The organism is Johannesbaptistia floridana (assembly GCF_057440575.1).
On sequence record NZ_JALKVM010000187.1, the window covers coordinates 1 to 16,381 of the forward strand.

At 34.6% G+C, this 16,381-nt stretch carries 19 protein-coding genes and 2 pseudogenes; 9 read left to right on the forward strand and 12 right to left on the reverse strand.

Features of this window, described 5'->3' with window-relative positions; genetic code table 11:
* Positions 1–352, reverse strand: a 352-nt coding sequence (locus MW688_RS12580; protein WP_486736356.1) for a hypothetical protein, incomplete at its 3' end; no start/stop codon positions are given.
* 129 nt (positions 353–481) lie between these two features.
* On the opposite strand from MW688_RS12580, the gene MW688_RS12585 reads away from it, so the two are divergent.
* Positions 482–709 carry a hypothetical protein gene (locus MW688_RS12585; protein WP_486736357.1) on the forward strand — a complete coding sequence of 76 codons (228 nt, stop codon included), beginning with the start codon at positions 482–484 and terminating at the stop codon, positions 707–709.
* Between the two features lie 71 nt (positions 710–780).
* On the opposite strand, the gene MW688_RS12590 is transcribed toward MW688_RS12585, so the two are convergent.
* The 8 genes and pseudogenes from MW688_RS12590 to MW688_RS12625 all read right to left on the reverse strand — a co-directional run bounded on the left by MW688_RS12590 (position 781) and on the right by MW688_RS12625 (position 7,244).
* Positions 781–1,884 carry an AAA family ATPase gene (locus MW688_RS12590; protein WP_486736358.1) on the reverse strand — a complete coding sequence of 368 codons (1,104 nt, stop codon included), beginning with the start codon at positions 1,882–1,884 and terminating at the stop codon, positions 781–783.
* A 16-nt stretch (positions 1,885–1,900) separates the two neighbouring features.
* Complete coding sequence (locus MW688_RS12595) at positions 1,901–2,872, reverse strand: AAA family ATPase (protein WP_486736359.1); 972 nt, start codon at positions 2,870–2,872, stop codon at positions 1,901–1,903.
* Between the two features lie 119 nt (positions 2,873–2,991).
* Positions 2,992–3,348 (reverse strand): hypothetical protein, encoded by a 357-nt coding sequence (locus MW688_RS12600; protein ID WP_486736360.1) that lies wholly within the window; start codon positions 3,346–3,348, stop codon positions 2,992–2,994.
* A 263-nt stretch (positions 3,349–3,611) separates the two neighbouring features.
* Positions 3,612–4,313, reverse strand: coding sequence for a DUF5131 family protein (locus MW688_RS12605; RefSeq protein ID WP_486736361.1), 702 nt, complete (start codon positions 4,311–4,313; stop codon positions 3,612–3,614).
* Between the two features lies 1 nt (position 4,314).
* Positions 4,315–4,710: a hypothetical protein gene (locus MW688_RS12610; protein ID WP_486736362.1), complete on the reverse strand. Its 396-nt coding sequence runs from the start codon at positions 4,708–4,710 to the stop codon at positions 4,315–4,317.
* A gap of 15 nt (positions 4,711–4,725) precedes the next feature.
* Positions 4,726–5,837, reverse strand: a pseudogene (locus MW688_RS12615) (IS630 family transposase).
* A gap of 542 nt (positions 5,838–6,379) precedes the next feature.
* Positions 6,380–6,865, reverse strand: coding sequence for a hypothetical protein (locus MW688_RS12620; RefSeq protein WP_486736363.1), 486 nt, complete (start codon positions 6,863–6,865; stop codon positions 6,380–6,382).
* 97 nt (positions 6,866–6,962) lie between these two features.
* Entirely contained in the window at positions 6,963–7,244 is a 282-nt protein-coding gene (locus tag MW688_RS12625) for a hypothetical protein (protein WP_486736364.1), read from the reverse strand.
* A gap of 383 nt (positions 7,245–7,627) precedes the next feature.
* On the opposite strand from MW688_RS12625, the gene MW688_RS12630 reads away from it, so the two are divergent.
* The 4 genes from MW688_RS12630 to MW688_RS12645 all read left to right on the forward strand — a co-directional run bounded on the left by MW688_RS12630 (position 7,628) and on the right by MW688_RS12645 (position 11,375).
* Positions 7,628–7,876, forward strand: coding sequence for a helix-turn-helix domain-containing protein (locus MW688_RS12630; RefSeq protein ID WP_486736365.1), 249 nt, complete (start codon positions 7,628–7,630; stop codon positions 7,874–7,876).
* A 128-nt stretch (positions 7,877–8,004) separates the two neighbouring features.
* Positions 8,005–8,832: a hypothetical protein gene (locus MW688_RS12635; protein WP_486736366.1), complete on the forward strand. Its 828-nt coding sequence runs from the start codon at positions 8,005–8,007 to the stop codon at positions 8,830–8,832.
* Positions 8,833–8,923: 91 nt separating this feature from the next.
* Positions 8,924–10,480: a hypothetical protein gene (locus MW688_RS12640; protein WP_486736367.1), complete on the forward strand. Its 1,557-nt coding sequence runs from the start codon at positions 8,924–8,926 to the stop codon at positions 10,478–10,480.
* 220 nt (positions 10,481–10,700) lie between these two features.
* On the forward strand, positions 10,701–11,375 hold the full coding sequence (locus MW688_RS12645) for a GUN4 domain-containing protein (RefSeq protein WP_486736368.1): 675 nt from the start codon (positions 10,701–10,703) through the stop codon (positions 11,373–11,375).
* 100 nt (positions 11,376–11,475) lie between these two features.
* On the opposite strand, the pseudogene MW688_RS12650 reads toward MW688_RS12645, so the two are convergent.
* Both MW688_RS12650 and MW688_RS12655 read right to left on the reverse strand, forming a co-directional pair.
* Positions 11,476–11,671, reverse strand: a pseudogene (locus MW688_RS12650) (transposase); the annotation flags it as partial.
* A gap of 281 nt (positions 11,672–11,952) precedes the next feature.
* Positions 11,953–12,558 carry a hypothetical protein gene (locus tag MW688_RS12655; RefSeq protein ID WP_486736369.1) on the reverse strand — a complete coding sequence of 202 codons (606 nt, stop codon included), beginning with the start codon at positions 12,556–12,558 and terminating at the stop codon, positions 11,953–11,955.
* 30 nt (positions 12,559–12,588) lie between these two features.
* Here MW688_RS12655 and MW688_RS12660 point away from each other — a divergent pair, with 30 nt between their 5' ends.
* A complete protein-coding gene (locus MW688_RS12660) occupies positions 12,589–13,380 on the forward strand; it encodes a hypothetical protein (protein ID WP_486736370.1) in 792 nt (263 codons plus the stop codon).
* 575 nt (positions 13,381–13,955) lie between these two features.
* On the opposite strand, the gene MW688_RS12665 is transcribed toward MW688_RS12660, so the two are convergent.
* Entirely contained in the window at positions 13,956–14,459 is a 504-nt protein-coding gene (locus MW688_RS12665) for a hypothetical protein (RefSeq protein ID WP_486736371.1), read from the reverse strand.
* An 88-nt stretch (positions 14,460–14,547) separates the two neighbouring features.
* On the opposite strand from MW688_RS12665, the gene MW688_RS12670 reads away from it, so the two are divergent.
* The 3 genes from MW688_RS12670 to MW688_RS12680 all read left to right on the forward strand — a co-directional run bounded on the left by MW688_RS12670 (position 14,548) and on the right by MW688_RS12680 (position 16,152).
* A complete protein-coding gene (locus MW688_RS12670) occupies positions 14,548–15,261 on the forward strand; it encodes an IS6 family transposase (protein ID WP_486736372.1) in 714 nt (237 codons plus the stop codon).
* A 39-nt stretch (positions 15,262–15,300) separates the two neighbouring features.
* Positions 15,301–15,573: a hypothetical protein gene (locus MW688_RS12675; RefSeq protein WP_486736373.1), complete on the forward strand. Its 273-nt coding sequence runs from the start codon at positions 15,301–15,303 to the stop codon at positions 15,571–15,573.
* A gap of 93 nt (positions 15,574–15,666) precedes the next feature.
* Positions 15,667–16,152 carry a hypothetical protein gene (locus MW688_RS12680; protein WP_486736374.1) on the forward strand — a complete coding sequence of 162 codons (486 nt, stop codon included), beginning with the start codon at positions 15,667–15,669 and terminating at the stop codon, positions 16,150–16,152.
* The last annotated feature ends 229 nt before the right edge of the window (positions 16,153–16,381 follow it).

Consider the following 16,381-nt stretch of genomic DNA (forward strand, 5'->3'; position numbering starts at 1 on the left):
GCTGGTAATTTACGCTTTTTTCCGACCTTACAGTATGGGTCGGTAAACTTTCTTGTAGCTTTATTAGTCTTGATAATTTTTCTACACTATTGTTTCTAAGAAGTTCTTCTCCCCACTTTTTTATGTAGATTACTAAGCCAACTTCAATGGCATCGTAGACTTCTTTCCAAAGCCATTTTCCCTCAGAATCGTCTCCTTTAAATTCCTGAGACATTAGTTTTGAAACTTGGTATTTGGAGATTTTTTCTCCTTTCCCTATCAATTCGGCAATTTTCCAGCCTACATTGATTATTCCTAAATACTGTTCTTTCTTCTCAATTGAGTTTATATTTAAATTAAGAGCTAATTGCATTTTTTTCCTTTTTCCTTTACAGAACTTTTCGTTCTGGTCAAGGCGATAGCCGCAACTAGTAACTAAAAAACAATATTATTTGTGGTATAATTCATTTTTATTTATATTCCTATAAAAATTTTTACTTTCGTGAAATTACAAGAATCTCACTGGCAACGTGGCAGTCGTTGGTATTACTTTTATATATGTAAAGATTTGTTTCAAAACTGGACTTTGGTTCGGGCTTGGGGTGATTCAGTTTCTCGTCGTGGCGGGAAAAAAGAACATCTTTGCCAAAACTATGAAGAAGCTCAACAACTATATCAATATACAGTCAAACGCCGTAAAGATCATAAATATGAACAAATAAACTGCTGATTGTTATTCCTTACCAAGAGCGATCGCTCCCTAATGAGAGAGTTCGATAGTAGTGCGAGATCTCGCTTTCATTAGTTTTTCAAAACCCAACGGCGAAATAATTCTACAACGATGTGCCATTTTTCTTCAGTTTTTTTAACAACATCATGACGTTCAAGCAATTCTAAGGCTTTAGATAAACTATCCTCCTCAATATCCGTTGCTTCAGCTAAGGCTTGAGTATCTAAACCGTCTTTATGGTTAGCAAGTACTTTTAAAATAGTCTGTTGGCTTGGTTCGTTTTGTTCTGCCTGTTTCCATACCCCCTCAAAATAGTAACGTCCTTGGCGGAAAAATTTCGAGTCATTAATTACTGTTTCTAAATCCGTTAGGGTGAAAACTGAATTCCGGGAGCATCCTTGTTCAAATACTTGGTCATTATAAAGGCGCACTAGCTGGAAACCAATTAATTGAACTAAATAGGGTTGACCGGAGGTAAGCGTATAAATTGCCTCTAAGGCTTCTCTAGTATAGTCAAGGGAAAACTCATTGTTAGGATTGGCAAGAATTTGATAGGTGGAGGCATCGTCGAGAAAGCTAACCCGAATGGGAATCACGCTGCCAAAAAAGGAATTAAAGTAGTCTTGATTCATTTCTTCTAAAGTGTGTAGTCCGGCAAAAGCAAAAGCTACTTTTGAATTCATTTGCACCCATCCGCGCAAAACTCCCATAAAATCTGGTGGGATCTTTCCCGATTCAATCAAATCCTCGATAGTTTCAAATTCATCTAAGGCGATAACCAATCTTTTTGAGTCGAGAGTTTTAACCGCCTCAAAAAGAAAGCGTTCAAAAGTACGTGTAGGGAGGCGCAATAATTCCTCATCATCAGGGCGCTTTATCTCTAGTGCCTCAGCAATTTCATCGCTAATTGCCATCAATACTTCCCCAAGCCCCTGAGAAATTGCCCCTAATCGCTGTAAGTTAATATACACAACCTGGACCTCCGCCCCAAGGTTCTTAGTAGCATTTCGTAGGATAGAGGTTTTACCCATACGTCGCTCTCCGCACAAAACAACTGTTTTTTCATTTCTCATCCAAATTTCTTTTAGCTGACAAATAATGTTTTTTCTACCTACAAAACCTTCTTCAACAGATTCCCCAATCGTGTACGGATTTTGTATTTTATTTTTATTCATATTTCCTTCAATTGACTTATCCAATACTTCCAGTTTTCAAATCAATTACCAAATTTTCTCTATCTAGAATCGCCTTTTTTGCTACATTTTCGGCCACTTTAATTACTTGAGCCACAGAAAAACCTTTCAGTTGTTCTAGCACTTTTTCCCAATTAATATTATCTACTTTTAATCCTGAATTAAAGCATGTTTGAACTAGTATCGTTTTAATTTCTGCTTCTTCAGGTTTGGGAATTTCGATAATCTCATCAAAATTTCTGGATGATGACATCGAATATATTTCTAAACTTTCCTTTATGTTAATTGATACTAACAAAATTACAGAATCTAGTTTATACTCTTCAAATATTTTTAAAATAGTATTGACTAGTTCATTGATTTCTTCTACTTTATTTTCTCTTAATTCACACTCATCAAAAAACAACACACACTGCTCTTTTGATGCTTCTTCAAATACTATTTCTAGGTTACTATCTCTTTCTTTTTCACCACTTAATAGTATATGATTAAAATCAATTTTAAGTAAAGGTAGACCAAGATTCCACGCTAAACATTCCGCACTTAGAGTCTTTCCACAACCAGGATAGCCATACAACAATATTTTTTGTTTATTCTTTAATCCACTATGTGCTAATCTATCTCTTGCCGCATATTCTCGCACAATATTTTCTAGTTGAGTTTCTATTGTTTTTTGTATAATTATATGATGCCTCAACTTTTCTCTCGATATCCTTTTTATCCAATTTTCACAATTAGATAACTCCACCACACATTGTGCTTCTTGTCTTTTTCTCACCTTCAATTTATTTTCATTTTTATTATTTGATAATCCTGACTTTTTTTGTAGGATATTTTCTAGTTGTTGCGCTAGAACAGTATGTCCTTTTTTTTCTTCCTCTTCTATAATTGTATCTGTTAATTCCTTAAGCGCTTCCATATTTTCGTTCGCGATCGCGCTAAATAATTTTTTTAGTAATTGACCTTTCACTTTCCTCTCTCCCTCAAGGATTTGAACTATTCTTTTTTCAGAAAATCTTTGTATATATTATACTTAGTATTTTAATAAAAATTAAAATGAATTAACATACTTTATTTGTTTCTTTACTTTTACTTTATATTTTTAAATTTCGCTAAATCTTTTTTTAGTGCTTCCTCTAAATTTTTATTTTTATCAAGATACCCACGACCAGAGTTAGTAAGAAAATAAACGCTTTTACTAGAATTAACTGAAACTAAAATTTTAGAAGATATATAACCAATATTTTCCAGATAATCCAATTGTTCCCACCAAATGTAGTGCGGTATCTCAGTGGGACCTAAACTAAAAATTTCTGAAGCATAGCAAATCAGAGATGAAGATAGTTTCGACAAAATAACAAAACTAGCCGTAAATCTACATTCAAAAATAAAATCTTCTTCTTCTTCAAAAAGAAAACTAAATAATTTTTTTATAGTTTCTAACACTTTCTTTTCTCCTAAACTAATTACAGATATTCCCTAAAATCTTAATTGACTATTCTCTTGATTAGATATAGGTGTAGAATTTTCAAACTTAATGAATTCAGGTAGACTAAAAACACCAGAATATAAAAGATAGCCTAAAATTGCCACTATAACAAAAGGATAAAGAGGAATTCGTATTTATACCTAAAACTATTTATACACCTTAAAACTATTTTAGACTATCTTAAGGTTAAAAAAAAGTACATTACCTAATGATAAAAAAGTTATATTTCCCTAGGCATTTCTGACCAAATTTGACCATTTAAAATTCTTCCTTTTGCTTTAGAATGTACACCGCCCCATTGCTTAAAGAAGAAAGGGACTTTTGCCAATTGACATTGTTGGAGAATATCTTCTACCCACTCAGTTTCAATTGGTCTGCTTTTATGTCCAGATTCTCCTCCTACAATTACCCAATGAATATTTTCTAAATTTAGTTTGAGAGGTGAAAGTAAAGGTTCACAAGATAAAAATCTTACTTTTACTTCTATTTTTCGTAACTCATCTACTCTCCAAACATAATCTTGACTTTCTACGGACACTCCTAACCAAATATTATTTGACCAATTAACTTTTGATGCTACTTCTAACATTCTTTCTGGTCTTTTTGTCAAAATTTGATACGTATGCCAAGGCGTTTCATTCATTGTTTTAAAGACAGCTTGTAAAAATTCTAAAGGGATTTCTTCATGAAATAAATCGCTCATAGAATTTACAAAAATACGACTAGATTTTTTCCAAGTTTTTGGTATATTCAATCGTTCTGGATAAGTTGTTAATTCAAATCCGTTTTTGAAATTATTAGTAAATCTTTTTGTTAGTGCTTCTGCATAACAATTAGCACAACCTGGACTAACTTTTGTACAACCTGTACTAGGATTCCAGGTTTTATCCGTCCATTCGATTCCTGTTTTAGTACTTGACATTTTACTTTACTTTAACTTGATTAACCCAATTTACCCAATCGATTGCTTTCTTTTCACCAGTTAAACTTTTGAATTTTTGCATCAGTTCTTGTACTGGTTTATCGGGCAACTGATTCCTGCCCCACAGAATCGCATCAGATTCAGATTTCCAATTCTTCCAGATAGGGATGTTAGTTGTATTGTTTTTAGTACTATAAGTGGGCTTAGTCTCATTTCTTCGATTATATTGCCCTGACTGATTTTTAGCCCTTTCAGTACTTTGGCTTTGACTATTGTACAAAAATCTCCCACCCCCTAAAGTAGAGAAACATCTTCTTAGAGCTTGGGCGCTGCTATCTGCGATCGCTCCCCCATAAGCAACATCATCTAGGTTATCACTCCCTAGGGCTTCTGCCACTAAGCTGCTACGCAGCTAAATCAAATAAACAGCATTACCTTTATTTTTAATTTTACGCCCCCACTTAATAATTAGTCCGTCTTCGTTTAATAACTTATGCAATAACTTTTCTAACTCTTCAACTGATTCAAATAATTTATTAGCTATATATTCTTTGGCTGAATGCCATACTAATTCAATTAAATTATAATCAGGACTATAAGGCGGTAAAAATTCTAGTCTAATTTGAGATAATTCCGATTCTATTTTATTTATAATATCCTTTCTTTTGTGAAAACTAGCATTATCTAAAATAATTAATATTTGAGGTCCATGTTTCTTAAAGTCTTCAACCTTATTTCCTTGTTCTACCCATTCTTTTTTAATTAAATTATTTAAAGCTTTTAATTGTTCATAAAAACTTTCTCCATTTCCTTTTTTGATAAAAAAATTTATTCTTTTTTTGTCTGTGTAGCGTAAACCTCCCATCACATTTACCCTTCCTTTACTTCTTTCTCCTGTTACCTTTTTTCTTTTACCTTTTTTACCCCATCCTTTTCTTCTTATTACCCGTAAACTAAATCCACTTTCATCCCAAAACCATACTTGGAGCTTATTTGGTTCTGTTTTTGCTATATTTATATATTCGGCTAGTTTTTCTTTAAATGCTTTTCTTTTTTCCGGATCTTGTTTAGATTCTAGGCTATATTTTGCCCAAATGTAAACGTACTTTTTTTTTGCAATATACGGCTAACTTGAGAGCCACTTAGTTTAATTCCTGTTTCTTTTTCTAGGTGTGTTGCTAATCTAGCTGCTGTCCACCTGCCAAATTCATAGCCATATTTAAGAGGTTCTTCTTCAATAATTGTTAATAATAAATCTTCATAATTTTGTGTAACTTTACGAAAATTACCTTTTTCTCTTCCATCTTTTAAACTCTGTAAATTATCGGGATCTCCATGAACAGCCCAATAAGCTACTGTTGAGTATGCTATTTCTAAAAAATTACTTATTTCTTGATAAGTTTTTCCTTCATTCATTAATAATAATATCAAAATTCTTTCCCTTATGTAAGGATTTTCACTTTCTTTTAATGCTTTAAGTAAAATTTGTTTTTGCTCAAGAGATAGATGGTTTTTGGCTGGCATATTTTTAGCGATCGCCGCTACGCGCGCATTTTTTTATTATTTTAATATTATCTTATCAAGCTGCGTAGCAGCTTAACTCCCCATCAGTGCAGAAAATAGTTAGTGTTCCTTTTACCACACATAAATTGTTTAGTTGCGATTCTGATACGCAGTAGTAATAATGTGGGCAAAGATAATCAAGAATTAGCAAGCAATTTTTCCATGGAATATAGGAAACGGTATTACTTTTTCTACCTTTAGTAAACACTGGTTTCTCCGAAAGGTAATCTGGGGGCAATGGTTTTAGTAAATCTGCCTTGGTAAGTGCGATCGTTCTTTTTTCCATCGTTTGCCCACTCGCCACAAGCTCGTAAAGCTCTAACTTATTATCTGGAAGTATTGGTTTTATGTTTGAGGTATACATATTTTTTTGTGTATTGATTTTTTAGTCAATTATTGCTAGTACTATTGTACTAAATTTTCCCTTAGTGAGAAGAAAATGTTGCCAATTCGACAACATTTAAAGCTATAGGCGAAGCCACACATAAATCTAGATAAATGCTTTAATATCTCTGGGCATGGACAAAACGCGATAGCTCATCGGGGAGAAAAGCACAGTTATCAATTCTTAAGATTGGAGTCTCACTCTTCCAACGCTCTTTTTCCGTTTCAATCAAGATACAAAGACATTCTTCTTTCTCTTCGTTCCATGTTTGATAAATCAGAATTAAAGTATCAGCTTTGGTTGTTTCTATAACCTCTGCAATCAACTTCTGGCAATCTTCTTTGTGATACTTTAAGAAGATTATGCCGATAAATCCTCGGTTTTGTTCCTCTTTGTAGGTAACTAAATATTCCAGTGTTTCGGTTTTAACTTCAGATTCAGCAGTAACTCCCATTGTATGCTCGCTAGACCATTCTGCTGCTGCTTCTTCGGCTAATCTGAAAAAGGCTCTTGTATGATACAAGTTTTCCTGCTCTAATTCCTGTTTGATTTCACTCCAAAGGTCATCGCATATTAATTTGTAGAGGTTTTTGTCAAGTTCCATAATTCTAGTACCATATTTATAGGGTTTGTCTGTGTAGGGATGAAAAAATAAGTAATAAGTAAAGTTAATTGCTTACTTATTACTTATTGGTTATTGATTAAAATTGGTAAACATGAGGGTCTTCAATTTCCGTTCGCCAGAAGGCGAAGATATTGTATGCCTCTACATCAATGATTCTTGACAAAGGCTTTTTGATTTCCTCTACAGTCACTTCAGAAACTTTGACTTCAACCACTTTGTCATCTTCTGGCACTGGATAACCGTCTTGTTCCACCATCGCTTTACTCGTTAGGTGAACTGAAACACTAAAATAGTCATCTGGAACGTTGAGAGTTTCTACGTCACAGTCTGTGGTGGGAAGAGAATGTTCCTTCGTCATGCAATTGTTCTTTTGGCACCACCCACGTCCAAATTGTTCGTTGTAGTTTGTGAAATAAGGGCACTCCCTACAGTTTTGAACTTTTCGGATTTTGTTTTGAGTGCCAGGTGCAGTAGAAGTTGTCGCACCCTGACTGGTTGGTTGAATTGTTATGGATTGTGTCATCATGGAAATATTTGAATAAAGATTTTGTTGAGAGGGGGCGATAGCTCCCTTTTTTTTGAGACAGTTATTTATTTAACTGATTCACATATTATTTTAACGTGATAAATCAATGTTGAGCAATTATTTTTCTATGTTTATTCTATAATTTTATAGCTTAAATGGGATAAGTGCATTAATATAGTATAAGAGTTAAAATTTTAGGCGTAGGGTATATTTTTGTGACTTATACTTTGATCAGGTGGAAACTTAAAGAAATAATGGCTAGATACGACATCAAAGGAACTGATCTAGCTAAAGAGTTAGGAGTTAGTAATAACGCCATCTCAAATATACGAAATGCTCAAACGATGCCTCGTATCGACGGAGAGTATTTCGACCAGATTTGTAGTGCTTTAAATAAATTAGCCAAAAATTTGGATGAAGAAATTACCCCATACACATTGTTGGAGTATACAAAAAATACTTAAATTTTCATCCAGTTTTTCGTATTTGTCATAAAACTCGTAATATTCAGCCTAAAAATTATCTCTCTACAAAAGAAAAATCCTTTTGTTCTACAAATAGTACAAAAGGAAACAAAAATTGGTTTTTTATTATGAACAATAGTTTAGCTGAAATTATCGAAGATATCCGTAAAGAATTAAAAGTCAATTCTGATGGAGTTGGATATTGCAGTATTCGGGGAGCTTCTAGGTTGATAAAAATATCACAACAAGCCTTAAGCAAAAGCTTAAAGACTGACAACTTTCAACCATCCAAGTTAGCTGAAAAGCTTAGAGAGCATGGCTTTGACCCTGACAACTTTTCAATTAATGGCATTCCTGATTTAGCTTTAGCATTAATAGTCGAATATTATGCTATTGATGCAGGTCGGCGGTGTACACAGCAAGCTAAATTAGCCTATAAAGCTTTTGCTGCCATCGGCGTTCGTAGTTGGATGCAAAAAATAACTGGATGGCGATCTCCTATTGAGAAAGCTAAAGATAACGAGCTAGAAAAGTTGAAGCTGCAACTAAAACTAGCCGAAACTCAAGAAAGATTGCTGATGTCTACCCAGGCGATCGCCACTCTACATTCCCCAGAAATGGTAGCTCTGGTATTAGGCAAACCAGATGCGATTGTCACTCAAGTCAAAGAAGTTCCCACCGTTGTAACTGTTGATGAGTGGGGTAACGCGATCGCACAGTTTGACGGCATCGGAATAACCGCTCTAGCAAAGAGATATGGCTTCGGGAAGAATACTAAAGCTTGCCGAAAGTGGCTTGAATCAATCGGTATTAAAGAAGAGCAGTGGTTATCTGAACCATCGCTTATCAACTCAAAGAAGCTTCCCAGAGAAATGCTGACTTGGTTAGACAAGCAATTCGCCAATAAGGAAGGTATCCGGCAAATTATCATCGGTGAAACTCTCTTCACCGACTAGTCACCTATTAGCTCAATTTTAATATCTCCTTGAAGTAAGAAGTAGCACTCTTACTCAGGGGATTCCTATGTCAATTTTTTAGTAATAAGCAATGACGACATTCAGAGTTCAACACAACAAACATAATCCCTACGCCATAATAGATAAGGGATTTCTTGAGAATCCTAATCTCACTGCCAAGGCGAAGGGTATATTTTCCTACCTCCTCTCCAAGCCGGATAATTGGCGAGTTCACCTTAATCATTTAGTAAAAGTATTCCAGGATGGGCATACATCTCTTAGGTCAGGATTGAAAGAATTGCAGCAAGCAGGTTATTTAGTTAGGGCAACAATTAGGAATGAGTTCGGACAAATTGTGGAGTGGGTAGTTAATCTTCATGAAGCTCCTCATCAACCAAGTTATCCCACAGACAAGAATAATAATTTTATCGTCCAGGAACAAGCTAAGATTTCTGAGAAGGAACTTGACGATAATCATGATGTCATCAACTCACACACATCCCATGCAGCTTCCCAACTATCTACTACTATCCAACCAAAGAGTAAAGTAGCTATAACCCTTACCACAAAAGAATCTTTACCAGATGTTGATTTTCCACATCTGGGTCATCCACAAGTGGTAAATCAAACACTAATAAATAATGATATTCAACAATTAAAGACTTCTAATAATATTTCTTTTGGGGAAAAAGAAGAAATTTTTGAGTTAGAATTTGAGAGTGTTTGTGGTAGTCAAGTTAACTTTGAGAAGAATAAACTAGAAACAGATTCTTTGACTGAACCAACGGATTACCTTGAAGAAGAATCTACCACCGCCATATCAAATAAAATTGAAATTACTGAGCAAGTTAAAGTTATAAACCATACAACTAATCCGTCATATAGCAAGTCATTTAACTCATGGATACCTGATGGTGCTTGGAAGATTGATGGTAAACTTGACCCTAACTTTGTTCTTTGGTTAGCAACTGATTGGCAAAAGGCTTATGGGGGTGATATCTCAAAGAAAAAGGCTGATGTTCTGAGATATTTTAAAAAGCATCCGGCTAATATCGCTATCTCCTGGGAGCAATATCGTGATGAACAACACTCCAGATACTCTAATGCTGCGATGAGGATGAATAATGGCATCCAGATTAAGCCAAAGGAACAAGAGCAGTTGCTGACTCATCAAAGAGCTTTGACGGAAGACTTTCCCTCTGAGATGCGACCTGTTACTGATATTCCCGAACCTGGACGAGAAGAAAAGAGTTTAGGGTTGATTAGCGATCGCCAAATAAAAACCCTCAATCAATGCCAATTAAATCCAACCGAACCTCCCCAAGACAATGCAGAAATAACTAATTCTCCTAATCCCACTGAAAATGACCCAGAGACATCAAATCATCAAGAAATAGACACAGAATCAAATGATGCTGCTAATGTGCCTTCTAGTATCAAAAACTGGTCAAAGAGCGCTTTTTCTCTGGGTAAGTGTAAGTCCACAGAGAGAGAATCTTTATCGGAGGTGGATGAACTTAATGCTTGGCTATCTGACCCAATACTTAGGAAAGAAGTTATGCCACGTGTTATGAATAGTAGCAATTACACTCTTGATTATAACGAATACGGCGAGCCAATAAGGGTAGTTTTGAGAAATGGGGATTAGATGCGCGATCGCTAATGAACTAAGGTCAAGTTGATGGTTTTGGTCACAGATGTGTAGCTCATGCTTTGTGCGATAGTTGAATCGCTTTTTGCTGCTGCTGCTTAAAACTACGCGAGATACATAGAAATCTTGTATCCTTCATAACTCTTTGCAACAGAACCTAAAATTATTTAATTGTAGGATAATCAGTGTCTAAAGTTTGTACACAATAATGATGAGTATGAATACAATGCTTAATAGTCAAAGAGAAATAAATTATAGTAAGTTAGACAACTTACTGGCGAATTTTAAATGGGAGGAAGCAGACAAAGAAACAAAACAATTGATGCTGCGTATCATGGACAGAGAATTGAGTGGTACTTTAACTAGAAATACTTGTATCAATTTTCCCCCCTCAGAATTAAAATTAATAGACGAATTATGGGTAAAACATAGTAACGGTCGTTTTGGTTTTTCTGTGCAGAAGCAAATCTGGCTCGAATGCGGAGGCACTCTAGGAAAGTCGGATTATCAGATATATAAAAAGTTTGCCAATCGCGTCGGCTGGAACAAAATAGCGTTTGGAGAAGACTCAGATATATTCTGTAGGAAACTTACTTTTAATATGTCTTCCCCACAAGGTCATCTTCCCTCTGTGGTTGGTTGGGACGGTTGGAATCCTAATTTGATGTTCCTTGTTATTTTGACGGGGCACATAAGTCTTCTTGGTACTCTGATTGTTTTTATACAGTTGACATTGTTGTTTCCTCAGATTCCCACCTGGATGTTAGCTTCGCTTTCTTTTCAGGGATGGTACGGTGTCGTGAGTGGAATATCGTGGAAGTGTGGATGTTGGGTCAATAAAAAAGAAAAAGTAGAAAGATCGATTTTTCTTTTTCTTACCTCAAAATTATAGTATTTATATTATAAATATGTAAGCAAGAAAGTGTCAGAAATGGGCTCTAAAAAATCTACTAAAATTAACTAAAGATCCTTTTATTTTTATTTTTGCTTAAGCTGCTTTTATAACGGCATCTACATAAAAGAACCTCTTTCCAAAATATCTGTGGGAACTTCGATAAAATTAAATGGAGTTGCTGTCCGCTCATTGAAAGTTCTACAACAGTCTCGACAACGATGTATGAAATAGCCGAGATTAGTAGTACGTTTAAGAGAAACAGTATTAGTTGAAGAACAGTGAGGACAATCCATTGTTAAAAAGCTATAGGGGAAATCAGTACTTGAGTTTAGTATACCAGAAATCTTGGTACAGACAAAAAACTTGTTCTCAGTCCTGACACTTTCGTTCACGCTCCTATATAGTAACATATTACTAGCGCTACTTATATTTTTTGCAACAGAACCGTATAACACCAATGACACCATCAGAGCGTAAGGAACTTGAATCTGACGGGGGTTACAGGGTGGTTAAAAAGCTTGTGGTGATTGAGATTCGGAACGAGCGATCGCTAATTAAACTTAAACTAGTTTATCTATCTTCTATTAATTATAGTTTGTAAATTAATAACTTTTTGTTGTACATCGTCTAAAGCTTGTTTCTGAAACTCAATAGGTAATTTAAACTTATTACGCCCATAGTCCTGTTTGGCTTTTTGTACGACTTGAGTCCATTCTTCTATGTTGTTTAATAAATCTTGATCATAGCCATACAACTTGCCATACAACTTGCCATGATCTCTACACTGTTTATGTATTTGTCTAGCATCTCTATATATATAATTATTGGGTTCATTTTGAGCCTCATAACCAGAAACCCATGTGTCGATGAGGTCATCTGCTAAATATTGACTTCCTAAGCAAGCTTGAGGTACTTGAAAAGGTGCTAAGCTCATAGCACGGTTAATTAATGTGTAATCGCTTGTTGATTCTGTTTGTTGATTAGGAGTAGAAGGTTGCTGTTGATTATATTGGGTGTCTTGTTGTTGACCACAAATATCTAAATTGATAACTTCACCCGTTTCTGTTTGTATCATACAACTAGCTAATAATTCAAAAAACATGATTTTATAGAAATCTGTCAAATTGGCTTTTCGTCCTACACTATTAAGTATACTAAAAATGTAATTTTTAACCCGCATTTTTCACAGAATTATTTTGTTGTGTTGGGATTGAAGAAATGGCAGAACAACCTTAAACTTGACGGCTGGTGGTTTGCTCATAATCGTGGCACTAATGAATTAAAAGGCAAACAAGCTATTGCAGCTTTTGGATCCCCCAATATCAATGTGGGTGCTGCACTGGACGAATATTTAATTTTACATGGAACTACTCAGGGATTTGATGAGTATTATCAACAATTAACTGAATCAGAGTATTTACAATTAATTGGACGTGCTAGACATCATCATTATCTCTATCAGCAATTTACTATTTATTTGGTTGGTTCAAATATTAACTCTGATTTCCTTGGTGATATTGGCATAACTCATAGAGTTTCCGATGGATTCAGTTGGACTCCATTCGCAGGAACACAACAGCAACAAAACCGTTGGAAGATTTGGCAAATTTCACAGCAGTTAACTAAGTTGGGAGAGAAGGTTACTCAAGGCGCGATCGCACTTGCTTTGGGAGTTAGTCAAGGCAGAGTATCTCAAATACTCAAAGAGTCTCCATTAGGTAATTGGAGAGGATTGAAAAAATTATTAGAAACCCTACTTAGTACTAATAATAGAAAAACTAATAATTTAGATTTAGAGTCAGATGAACTTCTAGCAAAGTTTCTAGAATTTGATGTGGAATGTGTAGTCAAAACAGTTATCAGAATTATTCACGAAGAAGGCTGGTTAGAATTTGCTGATTGGTTACAATCGTTTTCTACTCACATACAATGTCAATTGGTAGCAATAGTAACTAATTTCTATTTATCATCTAAAGCGATCACGTGCGGGGTTCGCCTTTGAGACAGAACGATAATTGACAATTTAATCTTAGTAACTCATTGTGTTACGGCATCTACATAAAAGAACCTCAAACAAAATATCTGTAGGAACTTCGATAAAGTTAAATGGAGTTGCGGTTCGCTCATTGAAAGTTCTACAACAGTCTCTCCATACGATGTATGGAATAGCCGATGCTGGTAGTGTGTTTGAGAGCAACGGTATTAATTGAGCAATAGTGTGGACAATCCATTGTTAAAAAGCTATAGGGGAAATCAGTACTTGAGTTTAGTATACTAGTAATCTCGGTACAGACAAAAAACTTGTTTTCAGTCCTGACACTTTTCCTTCAGGTGCCCCACAGATTTTGTGCATCACCCATTTTTTGCGACACAACTAAAATCTAGTTTAATTTCTCATTGTATGCTTTATAATATTAACTAATTTAGCTTTTTTAAACAAAACAATTACTAAACAAACAATGGAAATTCCTAAAAGTATATAGCTTGTTGAATTAAAAAAATTTGTTACTAAATTATAATTTTCTTCTAGTTTTGATATTTTTATAGAAAATAAATAAATAAACTTTTTATTCATAATTAATTTCCTGAAATTTTACAAATGATACCTATTACAAAAGCAGTGATGAAAAAAACTTCCGATGAATTTAAAGCCTGTTCTTCTGTTATAATGTCAGGAATACATACAAACAAGGAACTAGCAAGAATAGTACAAATTAAAGTAATTCCTCCTATAACATAAGTTAATATTTTACCTATTGAAGTATTATTAAAAAGCTCACTGATCGATTCTCCATAAAGTGCTACCGATAAAATTAATATTTCTTTAGCAGGAAGTGATTCAAGAAAACCTGGTATTTCTTCAGCGTCAGTTGTCATATATATAATCATATAAGTAAATATTATTGGTATAAAAGCGATTCCGATATTAAAAAACAACCACTGTAACAACTTTGCTATTTTTGGTTCTAGACTTGTTGTAAAAAATCCCTGAATAAAAGTATAAATCTGTAACATATTTTTCCATAAATTTTTTAGCATTATACACAGTAATTGACCAAAATGTAACCGTTCACCCCCCATAAAATGATCGGTTCTGTTACAAAAAATATAAGTCGTGCTCGTAATATGTAAAAATATAGAAACGTTACTGCTTTATTTAACATAATTGATGAATCCCAAACAACCCTTCAAATGGCGCCATTTCCAAAAAGAAATAATCTTACTTAATGTGCGTTGGTATCTTCGCTATCCTTTAAGCTATAGGGATTTGTCAGAGATGATGTTAGAAAGGGGTTTATCAGTTAACCACTCAACTATATGTCGTTGGGTTCATACCTACGCACCAGAAATTGATAAGCGAACTCGTCGTTATCTCAAACCAACTAACGATTCATGGCGTGTTGATGAAACCTATATTAAGGTCAAAGGGAAATGTAAATATTTATATCGTGCTATCGATAGCAATGGTAATACTTTAGATTTTATGTTGAGTGCCAGACGGAATGGAAAGGCCGCAAAAAGATTCTTTGAGAAAGTCCTCAAAAATAGTCACAGTATGCAACCGAGAGTAATTAATACAGATTTAGATAAAGCTTATCCACCAGCCGTAGAAGACCTGAAGAAAGAAGGGACTCTGGATCCAAATAGTGAATTGAGACGAGTGAAATATCTTAATAATAAGATTGAACAAGACCATCGAGCGGTCAAGAAAATAACAAATGCTTCCCTGGGTTACAAGTCGTTCTATACAGCGTGGCGAACCATCAGAGGAATTGAAATTATGCACGCGATTAACAAAGGTCAAGTTGATGGTGTTGATCATAGGGATAGTGTAGCTCAAAAAGAATTTATTGAATCACTTTTTGATGTTGCTGCGGTATGAAAGCAAGATACATGGAAATCTTGTATACTTCATAACTCTTTGCAACAGAACCTTCAAATAGCAGCCTTGGAACAACCATCTGATTATATTAGTGCGTCAGTGCATATAATCAGCCATGAATTAGAGGAACAAGATGGATATGCAGTTCCAGAAGATGAAAGGGTTGTCGAGGTTAAAGTGCCAGAAATAACTCTTGAAAAGGTTAAAGAAGCTTTATCAAAGGTTATCGATGTTGGAGCTTACAAAATCTTTAGTCTTTGGGAAACCAGCATCGAAGACCCCCATGTTCTAGATGAACTTTACGAATTTTAATCAATAACCAAAAAGTAATAAGTAAGGACTTAACTTTACTTATTACTTATTTTTTCCCTACACGTTTAACCCTAATTACATGGTAATAAAATTATGGAACTTGAGAACAACCTCTACAAATTAATAAGCGATCGCTTTTGGAATGAAATAAAAGAAGAACTAGAACAAGAAGGCTGTTATCAGACAAGAGCTTTCTTCAGGTTACCCACAGAAGAGGCTGAAGAATGGTCTAATGACCACACGATGAAAGTGATAACGGAATCAGGAGTGAATACTGATTCCCTAGAATACTTAGTTACGTACAAAGAGGAACAAGAAAGAGGATTTATAGGGATAATCTTCTTGAAATATCAGAAAGAAGATTGCCAAAAGTTAATTACAGAGATTATTAAAACTACCAAAGCTGATACTTTAATTCTGATATATCAAACATTGAACGAAGAGGATAAAGAATGTCTTTGTATCTTGATTGAAACGGAGAAGGAAAGGTGGAAGAGTGAAACGCCTATCTATGGAATTGATGTATTTCGTTTTCTCCCCGATGAGCCATCGCCTTTTGTCCATGTTGAAAGAAGTTAGATCATTTACTCATACTTTAAATTGGCTTCAAAAAAGTTTACGTTTCACTTGACAAGATCCTAATGTACTAAGTATTATGTAGTTTAACCACTAATATGAAATAGGTAATTCAATGAGAAAAACTAAAAAAGAAGAACAAGAGAAACAAAATACTTTGTTCCAAAGCGCAATTTTTGGTTCCGTCGCAAAAAATGTGAGACTTCAGGTAGTTTGGTATAATTGAGTAAGA